The sequence below is a fragment of the Cellulosilyticum sp. genome (assembly GCF_982396655.1).
This window is the reverse complement of sequence record NZ_CEVXFV010000011.1, coordinates 25,900-41,579: the sequence shown is the minus strand read 5'-3', so window position 1 is coordinate 41,579 and position 15,680 is coordinate 25,900. Positions and strand designations below refer to the sequence as shown.

The 15,680-nt window shown below is 30.8% G+C and carries 10 protein-coding genes; 1 reads left to right on the top strand and 9 read right to left on the bottom strand.

The genetic code is table 11. The annotated features are described in order from the left end of the window. Nucleotides 1–17: 17 nt before the first annotated feature. Both AC1VAQ_RS06755 and AC1VAQ_RS06750 read right to left on the bottom strand, forming a co-directional pair. Nucleotides 18–1,172, bottom strand: coding sequence for a BMP family lipoprotein (locus AC1VAQ_RS06755; protein ID WP_303244146.1), 1,155 nt, complete (start codon nucleotides 1,170–1,172; stop codon nucleotides 18–20). 58 nt (nucleotides 1,173–1,230) lie between these two features. Next, nucleotides 1,231–2,523 carry a hypothetical protein gene (locus AC1VAQ_RS06750; protein ID WP_302595415.1) on the bottom strand — a complete coding sequence of 431 codons (1,293 nt, stop codon included), beginning with the start codon at nucleotides 2,521–2,523 and terminating at the stop codon, nucleotides 1,231–1,233. 479 nt (nucleotides 2,524–3,002) lie between these two features. Between AC1VAQ_RS06750 and AC1VAQ_RS06745 the strand changes: the two genes are divergently transcribed. After that, entirely contained in the window at nucleotides 3,003–3,725 is a 723-nt protein-coding gene (locus tag AC1VAQ_RS06745) for a 5'-methylthioadenosine/adenosylhomocysteine nucleosidase (protein WP_302595414.1), read from the top strand. Nucleotides 3,726–5,321: 1,596 nt separating this feature from the next. Here the strand turns inward: AC1VAQ_RS06745 and AC1VAQ_RS06740 are convergent. The 7 genes from AC1VAQ_RS06740 to AC1VAQ_RS06710 all read right to left on the bottom strand — a co-directional run bounded on the left by AC1VAQ_RS06740 (nucleotide 5,322) and on the right by AC1VAQ_RS06710 (nucleotide 15,161). Next, a complete protein-coding gene (locus AC1VAQ_RS06740) occupies nucleotides 5,322–8,420 on the bottom strand; it encodes a reverse transcriptase domain-containing protein (protein ID WP_479903679.1) in 3,099 nt (1,032 codons plus the stop codon). A 368-nt stretch (nucleotides 8,421–8,788) separates the two neighbouring features. Then, nucleotides 8,789–9,799, bottom strand: coding sequence for a retron St85 family RNA-directed DNA polymerase (locus tag AC1VAQ_RS06735; protein ID WP_479903678.1), 1,011 nt, complete (start codon nucleotides 9,797–9,799; stop codon nucleotides 8,789–8,791). Between the two features lie 114 nt (nucleotides 9,800–9,913). Further along, complete coding sequence (locus AC1VAQ_RS06730; RefSeq protein WP_479903677.1) at nucleotides 9,914–10,237, bottom strand: hypothetical protein; 324 nt, start codon at nucleotides 10,235–10,237, stop codon at nucleotides 9,914–9,916. Next, complete coding sequence (locus tag AC1VAQ_RS06725) at nucleotides 10,221–11,249, bottom strand: phosphoribosyltransferase-like protein (protein WP_479903676.1); 1,029 nt, start codon at nucleotides 11,247–11,249, stop codon at nucleotides 10,221–10,223. The genes AC1VAQ_RS06730 and AC1VAQ_RS06725 overlap by 17 nt, the downstream gene beginning before the upstream one ends. Before the next feature lie 91 nt (nucleotides 11,250–11,340). After that, nucleotides 11,341–12,657, bottom strand: a complete 1,317-nt coding sequence (locus tag AC1VAQ_RS06720) for a deoxyguanosinetriphosphate triphosphohydrolase family protein (RefSeq protein ID WP_479903675.1) — start codon at nucleotides 12,655–12,657, stop codon at nucleotides 11,341–11,343. A gap of 243 nt (nucleotides 12,658–12,900) precedes the next feature. Continuing rightward, a complete protein-coding gene (locus AC1VAQ_RS06715) occupies nucleotides 12,901–13,809 on the bottom strand; it encodes a DUF2971 domain-containing protein (RefSeq protein ID WP_479903674.1) in 909 nt (302 codons plus the stop codon). Between the two features lie 185 nt (nucleotides 13,810–13,994). Beyond that, a complete protein-coding gene (locus AC1VAQ_RS06710; RefSeq protein ID WP_479903673.1) occupies nucleotides 13,995–15,161 on the bottom strand; it encodes a recombinase family protein in 1,167 nt (388 codons plus the stop codon). Nucleotides 15,162–15,680 lie beyond the last annotated feature (519 nt).

Sequence of the window (15,680 nt, the reverse complement as noted above, 5' to 3'; positions counted from 1 at the left end):
TTGGTTAATCATTCTACTTATTGATAGCTTGGAAGACCTTTGAAAGCTTCTGGTGTCATACCATTGAAGTTTGAAGCTGGTACAACTTCACCTGTTTTTACAAGGTTATAGATTTCTTCCATTTTTGTTAATGTGTCTTCTGAAAGCTGATGACGTCCTTCTTCTTTTACATATCCTGTTGAATCTGTATCTGCCCCACGAAGTTCATTGCCACCTACAAAAGTACCATCTTTAACTGTTTCAAGTACTCTTTCTACGTTTGCATCCATTACTTTTAAAGCTGATGTTAAAATGATATTTGAATCACCATTTGCACCATCGTTAAATTGATCAACGTCACAACCGATTACTTTTACATTGCCTGCTTCTTTTGCAGCTGTGAATACACCGTTACCAGCGCCACCTGCTGCTACGAATAAAATGTCACAGCCTTCTTTAATTAAAGTTGAACCAATTACTTTACCTGTTGCTTCATCAGAGAAGTCGCCAACATAGTTACCACCAACGTTTGCACCTGTTACATCTGTTCCTGCATAAGAAGGAAGCTCTACAAGCTCTACATTTTTACCAAATACTTCATTAACGTAGTTAACACCACTTTCAAATCCAAATTGATAGTTAACGTTTGATGGGAAAGCAATACCGTTTACAACAGCCACTTTATTTGTTTTTGTTTCAAGTGCTGCTGCTACCCCTGCGAAGAATCCACCTTCTTGCTCAGCAAATAACATAGAATATACGTTATCAAATTCTGTTTGGTCACCAATTGCAGCTGGCTCTGAATCTACAAGGATGAATTTTTTATCTGGGTTTTCACTAGCTACTTCTGAAACACCTGCAAATTGGAAACCTGGTGTTACGATTACATCATAGTCTGCCACAATATCGCTTACAGCTTGTACCGCAGCTGTTGTATCACCTGATGGTTCTTGAACTGCTTTTACAGTAGCATCTGGATTATTTTCAATGAATTTTAAAATACCATTATAGTTATTTTCGTTAAAGTTACCATCATCTACACCTGTAATACTTGTTACAATCGCAATTTTTAATCCATCGCCATTTGCTTCTTGAGCTGGTTGTTCTGCTGGTGCTGTACTGCCACCACAACCTACTAAAGTTGTCATAGCTAAAAGTCCTGATAATACTAAGCCTGTTAATTTCTTTTTCATGATTTTTCTCCTCAAGTTGTCTTTAGTTATTGATCTAATCATTCGTTATAAACTACACTTATTGATGACTTTCTCCACTTAAATAGCGATAGAAGGCATCATTACACCATATTTTCTCTTGATTTACTTCTACTGAGGCATCAATCGCCTTTAATCCTTGAAGTACTTCTTCTTTATCTTCCGCTATACAGAATGGATTTAATGTATAATCACCATCTGTTATCACATTGTTATAAATAGCTTTATAACCTTCACCCATCTCTACAGTTGAAACATAAAGTGGTTGCCACCATGAAGCAAGCAGTAAGCCCTCTCCATCTGGATTATCATCATTTTTCTTTGCATATGTTTCAACAACTTCATTAAATCTAATTTTGTCTTCCATTGTTTCAAACTCAAATACTAAGTCATATTCTAAAGAATGTGCTAACATTAAGTTTTCATTTACCACTTCTACACGGTAATTAGGTGTTGCTGGTGGTACATCACCCCACTCAGGTAAGTATTCAAAGATTGATGTTTTAGGTTCTAACTGTACTTTTGCAACAATCCCTTCACTATTAAGAAGCCCAATAAGCTGTGTTGCATGAAGTATTGTACTATGACCATAGCGTAATGTTAACTCTGGAATAAAGTTCGCACTGTAATGACGATTTAATAAGTTATATCCTGTTACAACGCCATTCATTACAGCTTGCTCACCAATTGACTCTAACTTTTCATTTTCAAATAAAGTCGTTTCATTCCAAGCCTTTAATACTCTACCATAAATATCTTCTTCGTTTGTATAGCCAAGGAAGTTACGTGCCTTACCATTAGCATCTGCTACTGCCATGAGTAAGTTAATCGCTTGTTCCTTATTAATTTCTTGTGCAATATCACTTAAGGCTTCCTCACCAATTAACTCAGTATCTAAAGCACATGCTATATAACGTGCATCCTCAGCAGTTATTGCTGCTGGAAGTTTTTTTGCTTCAACTTTCTCTTTACTATATCCAAGTGCTAATTCTTCAAAGTTAGCCCCTTTAACTGCAAGTTTAATTGCTTCTACATAACTTACTGTTTCCTTTGTAGAAAGTTCATTAAATGTTTTATCTGAAACCTTATTCATAGCTGTTTCAAAGAATTGCCCTGAAATCACTTCTGGCACTTCATTGATTCCAAAATAAAGTTCTAAATATCTTTGATTATTTTGTGTTACTGTACGTTCTTCTTGTACTTGATTAACACTAATTTGTACACTTTGGTCTTGTTTTGCAAAGACATCTATATAACCATATGTTCCGATTCCTACAGCAGCTGCTAGTAAAAATGCTAAATATTTTGATCTACTTCTAAATCTTTTTGACATTACTTCTCATCCTTTTGTAAGTTATTCTAGTAACCTCTTAGCTTTCTGCTCAGTTCCTGTTTACATAATTTATTTTATTTCTTTTTTGCACATTGTCAATTTTTTTTAGCCCTCAAACGGCCCATTTTCCTAACACCATTTGTAAAAATGCACATTTTAAAACTCTGACTATTCGTTATACTGATTTACATGAAGGTTTTCACTTAAATTAACTCTACTTTTTACCCCCATACATTGAATATATTAATTATTAATTATATTCAAATGTACACTTTACACAAATAGAACATTTTTTATGTTTTTATTATAATCGTTCGGAATATAGCTTTCTCCTCACCCGTTTTATGCATCAACGCTAAAAGAATCCCCCTACTTTTCTTACTTTCATTTGCGTTATCTCTTGATTTCATCCTCAATCCGTGCTATAACCAAACTTGGTATTTTATTTATTAAATTTAGTAAAGGAACTTAATGTATATATGACAACAAATCAAACATTATCTCAAACAATCGGAATTATTGGTGCTATGGATGAAGAGGTAGAAATCCTAAAATCATTACTAGACATCAAAGAAACAGTTACTGAAGCAGGTATGACATTCTACAAAGGTATGTTACATAATAAAGAAGTCATCCTTGCACGTTCAGGCATCGGCAAAGTAAATGCAGCTGTATGTGCACAGCTTATGATTACACTCTTTAAAATCGACTGCCTCATTAACTCTGGTGTAGCAGGTACACTGCATCCAGACATTAATCAAGGAGATCTTGTTATCTCTACTGATGCTGTACAACACGACGTCGACACAACAGTATTCGGCGATCCATTAGGTGCTATTCCACGTCTTGGTGTAACTTTCTTCGAAGCAGATAAAGCACTTATGGCATTAGCTGAGCAAGCTGCTACAAACTTACACTTTGAAGGCGTATCAATCTTTAAAGGCCGTATTGCCAGTGGAGACCAATTCGTTGCTGGTGGTGAGCTCAAAGACCGCATCCAATCTCACTTCGCACCTTCTGCAGTAGAAATGGAAGGCGCTTCTATTGCTCATGTGGCTTACTTAAATCAAGTGCCATATGTTATTATCCGTGCAATCTCTGACAAAGCAGATGGTAGCGCAGATTTATCTTACGAAGAATTCTTACCACTTGCAGCCAAACATGCTAGTGCATTATTAGAAGAAATGGTGAAACTTTCATAGTCCACACCACTTAGGCTGTGACAAAATGAACATTGAGTCATTTCATAGTAACTATGTATATTGCAAAATAAAAAACCGTAATAAAGTTAGAACCTTATGCTCTAATTTTATTACGGTTTTTACTTGCAAACTTTACGAACTTTTTTAAATAAATTTATGCTATCATACGCTTATTCCTCTTGCACCACTTTTTCAAAGCTATTATATGCTAACCTATGGGCATTTAAAATATTTCCCTTAATTTATTCTAATACTGAAAATATACCGACTGTCATTAAATTATATAGTAATGAAGCAATTTTTTCTGATGTAAAAGGCTTATACTCATACCAGTAAATAATTGATGATAAAATGGCACCCAGGCAATATTCGCATAAAATATCAATACGCGGATCATCCTTTGCTAAATCGAATTTTTTAAATAGTAATGGCTTAATTGCCCTTTTATATTTTTCTGCAATTATATCACTGTCAATAATCTGGCTAACATCTGGGATTATTTAATAGGTATCGCTATTATGTTTATTTGGTATATAGTTGTTATTCGCATTATCATTTGTAAAAGCTTTGAAAATATAAATTCACCTTATCCTTTTGACGAAGTTGAACTAAAAAGATTTAAATAAAACATAAACCCTCGAACTTAGATTCCCTAAGTTCGAGGGCTTATGCATTCAAAATGTATATTTATCATCCTCTTTTCCAAGTCTTTTCATCTATATATTTCTATGCGTTCCCACCTTCTTTAAAGACAACCTACGCTTAGCAAACATACAAATACCCTGTTCCCTAAACACAAGCTAGGCACTGCCCTTATAAATAGCCTCCCGATGCTTTATAAATCTTTAAGTACCGGTAAGTCCACTTAGAAATATATATTTTTCAAAGCTCAGATAAAGGGGGAGGCCAACCTTTTTACTCACTACATGAAAAGCCGCTATACTAAGCGCACTCTGGTACCCATAACTAAAAAGGCCATCTGATACTCATAAAATAGTTTTGTGTAAAGTACTTCACCCCGCCCTAACTAAACTCAGCCTTCTAGGCATCCTCGCAGCCATAAGTTTTGATAGTGCTCACCCTAAGCGTGTTAGATTCTCGCCCCACCGGATTAAAAAGTAAGCCCGCCAGCGTTGCCATTTAGATTGTTGTGAGTTGCTTTACACTTATATATATGTTATAAAAAAGAAAAATCCCTACCTATTTTTATATAAATTTAATTTATGTACGCTAATTAAATAGTGGGCATCACAATATAATTAATCCTGTATGAGAAGAGAAGCTTTGAATTCTCCTTTACTAATTAACATTAGTCATATCTCTCTAATAGCATAGCTAATTTAAATAGTCCTAATTAATATGCTTTTTATTTAAAGTAAAAACTCCAAAACCCCCGAACCTAGATTTCTCTAAGTTCGAGGGTTTAGTTCATGGAGGTGATTTACTGACGGCACAGTCCACGAATTATTAATCTAGCTCAATATAGTTAGTGCTTCCAACCTTTAGCTTAATCACTTTTAATAAACTTAACTTTATTATACTCATATATTGTCACATCATTATTTTAAAGTTAGGTATATATTTTATTACACTATACTAATCTCTTATCTTAATTGAGTCTTCATATCCATAATTTATTTTCCATTCTCCTGTATTAGATTTATATTCGACTAATGCTCTCCTCATTATGTTACTTTCTAAATTAATATTAATAATTGAACAATGATTATTGTATTCATTTCCTGCATATGTACTTCCACCGGTAATTACTCTCGTCTTTGACCCACTTGTTGCTTCTTTAGATTTCTCTGGTAAAGCATGTACATGTCCTGATAAAATCAAATGAGTCTTTTGTGCAAAATATTGATATGACGTTCTACGTCCCCCACAACCATGAATTTCATCATATGCTAACCATTCACTAGGATGATGCATTACTCCTATTGTTAAATAGCCATCTTCATCATTAGCTAATTGATTATTTGCATCCATAACTTTTAATTGAGGTAATCCCATCCACAGTGTTCCTGTTACATCTTTAATTTTCGAAAACCAAGCTGAATTCAACATAACAAACCTAATCCCCGCTACAACTGCTTCTCCACATAAGTGACTTTCCGTCCCCCCTACTTTATACGATTTAATATCTAATTTTTCACAAAACCTTTCATAATACTTGTAACACTCACTATACTGGCCTATATTTTCAATAGCTAAAAAATCATCTGCTTCTTGTGCTTTTCCAGGTTTTGACATAAATTTTGATCTATCCATATCTACATCATGATTTCCAGGACATACTACTATATCTTTTATATTCAGTTCATTCCTCAATTTAGTTATCCATTCTTCAGCCTCTATATAGTCTTGCTCATGCCCTTTCCAACCTATATCACCAGAGATTACCAGTATTTGTGGTTTCCATTCTTCTGTTAAGTCTTTTAAACTTTTCTTTAAAGATTTAAGGGTTAATACTCTCTCTGCTACCTTGGTTGAATTAATTTCATTTTCCGTATCTTTAAATGGCTCCATACCGAAATGTAAATCTGATAAGTGTAATATATTTATTTCTTTCATCTCATTCTTCCCTTTAACTAAATTTTCCTTTTTATTTTCTATCATATTAAATATCTTATCAATACTTATTCTATGTGCTAATGATTTCTTTGTTAAACTTGCAATTAACTCTAATTCATACTCAAATCTTTCTTTATAATTAAAATACATCTCCTCAAAAATATCTGCTTTATTCTTATATTTAGTAGGAGAAAACTGAATATACGGAACAATCTCATTATATATTTTCATTGGTTCTTTAGTAAATAGACAAAACCAAATTAATCCTAACATATATGTTATTCTGTAGTTATTACCTACATTCATTAATAAAAAGTCTTCTGGTGTCTTATTCTCTATATTTATCTTATCATCTTCTAAGTAGTTAACTTTAACTTTATCATCTAAACCTATATTTACAGTAATATTATACGGATTAATTAAACCTGGATTTTTACAATAACTTTCAGGTAAGTCTAATCTTATCTGCTTAATGATATTTTTTATAGTAGAAAAATCTATTGGTTTATCTTTTAATTTATCAAAAAGAGTTTCTCTTGTATTATGAGTACTATTCTTGCTATACTTTTGATGCGTATAATTATAGTGTTCATTAATATAACTTGATATTCTCTTATTATTTATATTGTCAGCAAATAATATATCTATAAATAAATTAGTATCATTAAAAATGATATCACTGCTAATTAATTTTTCTAATACCTTTTGTTTCCACTTATCGGAGCATTCTATTTCTTTCAATAAACAGATTGTAGCTTTCATGCCAATATTAATCGCATATTTATCCATTGTTAGAACATGCCTTACTAATTGTTTCAATATATCTTGTATAGATATTTCTTGCATCAATATGTTTATTGACTGTATTTCTCCTATTTTCTTAATGTCTACATCTATTTCTATGTCTCTATAATAATCAAAGGTATCTGCTATTAATGGTGCTTTAATTACTTCATACGAATTTTTCAAGAACTTATTATATACATTCTTGATTTTATTCTTAGGTAACTTATTTCTATACTTCCTAATTTCCTTAACTAAATAATAATGTTTAGGATTGGTATCTAAAATATCTTCTATATGATGAAAATATCTTTCTTCTTTATATATTTTCTTAATTAAGTAGTTTTTAATTAAGTAATTTCTTCTTTCTGCCATTCTTTTTAATTCATCAAAGTTTTTTTCTTCATCCTCTTCTATTTCTTCAAATTGGATTTCTTTCATTTTATCAATAGATAATTTTTCCCTTTGTAATCTTCTTAACTTATCTTTATTTATTAGACTTAAATCCACATTATAAATTTTAGTTTTTGCATTATTTATATATAGTTCTCTACAAAGTAATATTTTTTGGAGATAAATTAATGCCTCTCTTACACTCTCTTCAGATTTACCTAAAATCCTAATATCATCTACATACCTCAAATAAACTATATTATCAAGCTGAATCATTTTTTTATCAATTTCATCCAATACTAAATTTCCCAAGAAATTACTTAATTCTACCCCTTGTGGTATCCCTCTTATTATCTTTTTTCGTTCGTTATGTTCTATTACGTCAGTTTTTAAAAAGTCGGCTATTAATTTTTTTATATACCTATCTTGCATGTCTGCATTATTTAAATATTGCTTTAAACTATTTTCAATTTCCGTATGTGCAATTGTATCATGGAATGCAGTAATATCTGTTTCTCCTACCCAATTATATCCTTGCTCGATATTATAAATAATAGCATTTATAAATTTATTAAATTGCTCATAATATGGTTTAAAAATATTCGTACTTAGTTTTCCCTTTTTATATTGATATCTATTTCCATATGATGCTTTTATAAAATTTTTATCCGATTTTTTAGCAATATAATTTAAAATCACTTGCATAACTAGCTGGTCTTCTAAAGTAGTAACACTAATTCTTCTAGCCAATCCATTAGATTTTGGAATATATACGATATACTTAGTTGAAAAACAATATTTCTTATTATTAATTCTATTAATTATGTCTAATATAATGGTATCTATATATTTATCATAAAAATATATTTCATTGATTAACCCAAAGTTAGTATAGTTATTGTAATTATGACGCCTGCATTGATTCCATGCTAATCTAAACATCTGATCATTAAATAAACCTCTCATATCTTCTCCATATATTTTCAAGTATTCCTTAATATTAAATACAAATAATTTTTATATAACACGTTGTTAAATATTTCCATATTATCTTATGTAATAATATTCTTTATGCATAAATATTGTCATCTTTATCTACTATTAACGTTTTTTGTAATTACTCCTAAAAACACGAAAATCCCCGAAATACCCATTCCTAAGTATTTCGAGGATTTTATTCATGGAGGTGATTTACTCTATGTACAATTCTCAAAATAATAATATTATAAGTTACACACTGTATAGTACAACATAGTCTTATCATTCATTCCTATTAAAATACTATTTAACACCTACATTTTTAAAATATATTAATACCAATCTATAGAATCCAAATCTGCCAAAAATTTTTCTCCCACTGTTTCTTCAACCATCTTAATAAAATATGCTTTTCCATATAAATACTCTCTATAATTAACACTCTTCTTACTGTTGCAATTCATTAAATGATTAATAACACCAAATTTTTTGCAATAGTATATCTCTTGTCTTAACTTTCTTTTATATTCTTTACATACTTTAACCTTATCATCAACTATTAACCCTGTTACTAACTTACGTCTTTTACCACTCATTTGATGTGTTTTCATTATGTTAGGACTAAATCTATGTTTTCCAAGTAATTTATAGACCTCTTTTTTAAATGTATTTAAATCATAATTAGATGAAAACGTCATATCATCTGCATATCTAGTATATGTAATCCCTCTATTCTTTACTATATCAATAATCTCTTGATCGACTTCATCAAATACTAAATTAGCTAAATAGGGACTAGTTGGGGCTCCTTGAGGCAAGCTCCCTCTGTAGCAACAAATTCTTGCTAATAATTGTGCTACACTATTACAATAACCTATTTTTCTAAATATATTCTCAACACTATATCTTGTAACTGATGGAAAAAAATCCTTTATATCAATATTTAATACATATTCTTTATTTAAATGTTCCTTTGCATTTGAAACTATTGACTTTCCTTTAATAAATCCATGAACATTATGAGATATATTTATCTTTTCTAAAATATTTTTTAATATCCATCTTTGTCTCTTCTTCAAATTTTCACTTGGTGCATTAATCTCCCTTTGCTTTCCTTTTTTCTTATCAATATAAAAAATATGATAATCATCATCAAGAGAAATATCATCTAAACGTAATATTTGATTTAAATGTGTAGAGTCAAATATTACTGGTAGTTCCTTATTCAATAATTCTTCAGCATAATTACAACATTTAAATATATATTCATCACCAGCATTTAGATTTTTTAGTTCTTCGAATAAACGCCTTGTATATTTATGACTATACATCTTTTCCTCCATATAAAAGAGCAACTACTATTTATTTCATTTCTGTTCCACACCAATTTATAAGCTTATAAATTGGTGTGGAACAGAAACTTAGTACCCTTTACCAAGGAGGCGAATCGCCTCAATCTAGTTGCTCTTTTCTATATTATCAAAATTTTTAGGTATATACAAGTAATCCCACTCAAATTCTACATTATCATTTATGTGTTCATTACCAAACCATTCTTCATCCTCAAGTAAAGGATGATATACTTTCTCTGTAAGATACATTCTTTTTTGCTGAATCTTTATAAATCCTCTATCATATAACCCTTGAACTAGATTTGCTATTATCCCAGCTGGTAACCCTAATTCAATGCTCAACTCAACAAAATCAATTCTTTTATTTCTTTTTATAGATTTTAGAATTATTATCTCTGGAATTGTTAGATCACTATACATTTTTATCATTTATTACCATCCCTGCATTATACGCATTTAATCTATTCATCTCTTTTTTCTTCTTTAAATCATTTATACATAGGCGACTAGGCGGTATCTGTGTCTGTCTTGGGAAAATAGGTCTTCCATACTGGGAATACTTCCAAAATGAACACAATGTATTATTAGGTGTTTCATAGTAAAAAGAAATCAATGCTTTACTCTCTCTAAATCCTAAAAAATATTCTTTCTCCTCAATTTTTGGATTTTCATTTACTAATTTTTCATACCTAGTAATTAATTCTTTAGCAGCTGTCATTTCTTCCCCAAGAAAACAATATCCTGCTTCAAAGCAACGATACAACTTATTATAAAACTCTCTTTGTATCTCAAGGTTTAATTCCTTTTTACACCATTTCTTAACCTTGTTAATTGATTGCTTTCTCGCATAAAGACATGCCAACATAATTTTTTTACTTTCCCAATCTATGCTATTAAATCTCTCATATGTCATTCTAATATTAGTATATGTAGTAAATCCCGTACCTATAATATCATCTATAAATATTATGTATTTATATTTATCAATTACGCTTGTATCAATTCTAGAAACTGATGCAATATATTGGTCTTTAGTCATACAATTCATATTAATTGCTTGTAAGATAGAACGAATATTATCTCCTCCAGACTTATACTTTGCCTCTACTGAAATAAATAATATCTCATTAGAGTTTCCGCCTTGCTTAAATACTTCTTCTTTTATTTCTTCAGATAAATCACTTAATAAATATTGCATTTTTCGGTAAGTAATATATGTATAGTTACTAAATAACTTCAATAATTTATTTGCCGTTTGTTCATCCACATCACTTATCCAACTACGCAAGTTATTTTCTAATATATCTTCTCCAATATATCTATCAATTTCCTTGCCTTGCTCTATTGCTAGCCTATTATCTGCTAAATATTTATCCTTCTCAATCTGATTTCTAGTACAAAAATCATTCAAAGCATTTTTTATCTTCTCTTCAATATCCATTGTATACCCCACATTTTAGCTAACCAGATTTAATATTAATAATAAAATCAAACTAGCTTCCTATCATTTTCCTAAACATATCTTTCATCTATTAAAAATATTCTGGCTCAAATAATCTTTTATATTCTCTTGCTGCAAACTGGTCAGTCATTCCTGCAATATGGTCACAAATCACTCTCAAAAATATAATATCGCTTTGCATTGCTGGAATCTTTTCTTCCAACAGTGATCTATTTAACTCTTCTCCTTTACTGAAAAAATATCTATTTAATATATAATCCGGTAACTGTTGTGGATGTTTATAGTATGCTTTAAATATTTTTTTAATTAAGTATTCTGCCTTTGAATCTGCTTGACTAATTTCTTGAGACATAACAATTAATTTACTCGTTAAATCTGCTAATTCTTTCTCATCATTTAATGTCTCATCTGAAAAAGCTACTATCTCCTTTTTAAAAGTATCTGTTGCACAAGTAAAATTAGGATAACTTTCCCCTGGATATTCTCTTTCTAATCGTTGTCTTGTTTCTTTACAAACATCTTCGATTAAATATCCTACCATTTTTCTTATGATACTATTTCTAATATCTACAGTTAACTCTAGCTCTTCAACCTTTATCTCTGCTATCCTACATACTTTTTCTATTAATGCACATTTAGAAATACTACTCAATTTGACTATACCAGCTCTAATACCATCTTCCAAATCATGTGTACACTGTGCAATTTCATCTGCAATCGCTACTACTTGTCCTTCTAATGTACAAGAAGGAGCTTGTGTATCTATATCTTTTAAATTTAAACATTGATCATATTTAACATCTTCTGTTATTTTTTGAAGACCATGTTCAGTTTTCTCTAATAGCTTGATTTTACATTTAGTATGTTTTAAAATTCCTTCTCGAACTGCTAGTGTCAAATTCATCCCTGTATGCTGATTACTATGAGTTTCCAAATTATCTACTACATGCATCCCTTGAAAATTATGCTTAAATCCTATCTTATCATCTACTAATATATCCTCCTCTCTTCCTGATATTATTCTATGTAATGTTCTTTCGCCAATATGTCCAAATGGTGTATGTCCTAAATCGTGCCCCAATGCAATTGCCTCTATTAATTCATCATTTAGCCCTAAAACTTTACCTATCGATCTAGCAATTTGACTTACTTCAAGTGTATGAGTCAATCTATTCCTATAATGATCCCCTTTATTAGCATTAAATATTTGTGTTTTGTGCATTAATCGTCTAAATGCACGAGAATGAATTATTCTATCTCTATCTCTTTGATATGCTTCTCTAATTTCAATACCACTCTCCTCTTCTTCCATTATCATTCTATGGGTTAAAAATGCAGAGTTATTTTTTGCTGCATATTTTTCTAGTATATTACTTCTATCCACCATTAAATTTTCACTCCTTATATAAAAAATAAATCCTTGTACACCATATTTACTCTGTTATACAAGGATTAGTCAATTTATATCTAGTTTTACATTTTTAGTAATTTCTCATAAAACCACCAAAACCCACGCACCTAGGTAATCCCTAAGTTCGTGGGTTTAGTTCATGGAGGTGAATTACTTTCAGTACAGTTCACGAATCATTAATTTAGATAGTACTAACCCAAATTTACTCAATAAATTATATTATTTAGAACCAGTTATTTCTATATTCTCTAAACTATATTTCTCTTCATGAATTGTAGGTTCTACTCTAAATACTTTTACTCCCCTCTTCTTCGCAACTTCAATCAATTCATCCATATATTCACATCTATAGCCAATCAAAATCTCTTCCAGTTCCATACCCAACTCATTTTCAGTATAATTTTTTCCCGGACTTCCTTTACATATTTTATCAAATTCCTCTTGTAACTCATTAAACCTTTGACTACTAGTATCATCATTCAAAAAATATGGAATCATTTCACTTAGAGTTTTATCCATTGCATCTCTATTATCTTGATAAAAACTCTTTATTACTCTAAATTCTTTTTCATATTTCCAGACTATATCTTTTATAAGATAATTTAAAAGTAGTTGTATCTTTGTTTCTTTATCCCAAGGAATATGTTTTCTTTGTTGCATTTGCTCTAAATGATTTCTGTATATTTTATCTATAAGTATAGTTCCATTTATTCTCTTCTCCCTATACTCTATTGGATAAATGAATTCATCATTAACCACCTTATATTTTAAGCAATATCCCTTATGGCTATTTGCATAATGAGCCCACATTAACATGTTATCATCGTCACTATTATTTGCAAAACTCCCAATTAACATATGTTCTTGCATCATACTATAAATTTCATAAGCAGCTTTTATATGTTTCTCTGTGTACCTTACATCTTTCATCTTTTGTACATCTATATATAGATTTCTTCCTTCAAATGGGTCATTTAATTCTTTAGCATAAGAAAGCCATATCTCTCCTTTTTCTATCGATAATATTTTTTCTTCTTTTGCTATATCAAGATTTCCATATTTATACAAACTTTTAGGTACCTTCTCCATTACAATTCCCTTTTCAATTAATTTATTCTTCTCTATCATACATTTCCCCACTTTCTTAGTGCCTCACAAATAACTTCTTATTATCTGTGGTATATACTTCATTTCTACAAAAAAATAAACTATCACCTTTATTTTATCAAAAAGTCTTAATTATTAAAATATTATTTTCAACAATTAAGACTTTTTAGGACTTTCTTTCAATACCAGACTCTTAAACCTTACTTTTATATTGCCAAAGGTAATCTATACTCCTTATATAGTTCTTCTCTGCTTATCTTGACTTCCTCTGTAAATTCAATATATCTTCCCATAGAAAAAGCCACATTGAATATTACTTCAATGTGGCTCTCATATACCTTAACTTGTTTTACATAGTCCCTAATAAACTGCTTGCACTGTGGAATGTTCCTTGTTAAAACATACTCTTTTACTTTCTTGATTAATCCCATAACTTCCTGTTCCGTTACCTCTTGAATCTGCTGATTTGTATTAATCTCGTTTAACTTATCATATCTAGCTTGTAGTTCCTCTTTCTCTTTTTCAAGCTTTGTTAACTTCTCTTTAAAACTACTGATTCCTACACCTTCCATTATGATTTCTACTATCTTATCTATCTGCTCTTCTACCTTTTTGAGCTTCTTTTCTACCTCTTTAATTTCAGCTTTACTGCTTCTTTTTGTTTCTGCTATCTTTTCATTAAGAGCTTTCACCATTTGTGGTACCATTCTTTCATTTAGTACTACTCGTTCTAACTGGTCTAGCACAAATTCTTCAATCAGATTTTTTCTAATCTCTTTGTTCTTGCATAACTTCTTATTTACCTTACAACCACATCTATAAGACCTATACATTTTATCTGTATTACCTCCAGTTCGACTGTTTCCTTGCATAGGACTTCCACACTCTCCGCACACTGCAATTCCTGTTAGTAAATAAGGTTCTTTTGCTTTCTGTGCTCCACCACTTAACTTGTTATAAGATAATAGCTTTTGTACTTCATCAAAATCAGCTTGACTAATAATAGCTGGCATTCCACCCTCAATTCTTACCACCTCATTCTCAGCATCAGCAGCTAGTGAATTTGAAAATTTATTTCTACTTTTATCTTTATTAAAGGTATAAACTCCTTTGTAACTTTCATTTCTCAATAGATGATATAGGGCTGACTTTGAGAAAGGTCTACCTGTTTTAGTTTTCCATCCTTTTTCATGAAGTACATTAAGAATTTGACCATATCCCTTTCCTTCAAGATATAGCTTAAAAATTGTTTTTATAATAATAGCTTCCTTCTCATTAATAATGTATTTTCCATCAATCCCCACATCATATCCTAATGCAGGCTTTCCACCTGTATGTTTTGCACTTAAAGCATTTTCCATCAGTCCTTTCATTACTTCCCTAGATAAGTTGGCTGAATAATACTATAGTGATAGGTAGCTCTTTGAAGTCATCTCTAAGCTTTCCCCCACTCCACACCGTACGTGACCCTTTCAGTGTCATACGGCGTTCCCACAAGTTTATTTATCAATCCTGTACATAAACCTGTCTTGTGGCTATTCCTCCATTCTCATTACAAAAATTTCATCAGTCATGCCACTACTTTCACCTAGATTAAGATAAGTTATAGCCTTTAACCTTTCCTTATCAATACTTCATTGGTCGTGTCCCTCTGTATTCTAGGCTTCCCTTGTTCCATTATCATTATCTGTACATATATCCTTAGGTTATCAGTATAAGCCTGTGAGCTTGCTAGTGCCTATAACACTAGATGGAATTTCATATAGCACAATTTTACTCTACCACACTCACTGCACTTGTATGTGCCATATCCATTTCTGAATATCAATCATTTAGACCCGTACCTTCCTGATTTCGTCAGTTCCTATCGGAACATCCTAACCATAGATATT

Coding starts and splice junctions, on each gene's coding strand:
- AC1VAQ_RS06750 (WP_302595415.1), bottom strand. CDS start 2,523: ATGTCAAAAAGATTTAGAAGTAGATCAAAATATTTAGCATTTTTACTA.
- AC1VAQ_RS06730 (WP_479903677.1), bottom strand. CDS start 10,237: ATGATAAAAATGTATAGTGATCTAACAATTCCAGAGATAATAATTCTA.
- AC1VAQ_RS06740 (WP_479903679.1), bottom strand. CDS start 8,420: ATGTTTAGATTAGCATGGAATCAATGCAGGCGTCATAATTACAATAAC.
- AC1VAQ_RS06745 (WP_302595414.1), top strand. CDS start 3,003: ATGACAACAAATCAAACATTATCTCAAACAATCGGAATTATTGGTGCT.
- AC1VAQ_RS06720 (WP_479903675.1), bottom strand. CDS start 12,657: ATGGTGGATAGAAGTAATATACTAGAAAAATATGCAGCAAAAAATAAC.
- AC1VAQ_RS06715 (WP_479903674.1), bottom strand. CDS start 13,809: ATGATAGAGAAGAATAAATTAATTGAAAAGGGAATTGTAATGGAGAAG.
- AC1VAQ_RS06755 (WP_303244146.1), bottom strand. CDS start 1,172: ATGAAAAAGAAATTAACAGGCTTAGTATTATCAGGACTTTTAGCTATG.
- AC1VAQ_RS06735 (WP_479903678.1), bottom strand. CDS start 9,799: ATGGAGGAAAAGATGTATAGTCATAAATATACAAGGCGTTTATTCGAA.
- AC1VAQ_RS06725 (WP_479903676.1), bottom strand. CDS start 11,249: ATGGATATTGAAGAGAAGATAAAAAATGCTTTGAATGATTTTTGTACT.
- AC1VAQ_RS06710 (WP_479903673.1), bottom strand. CDS start 15,161: ATGAAAGGACTGATGGAAAATGCTTTAAGTGCAAAACATACAGGTGGA.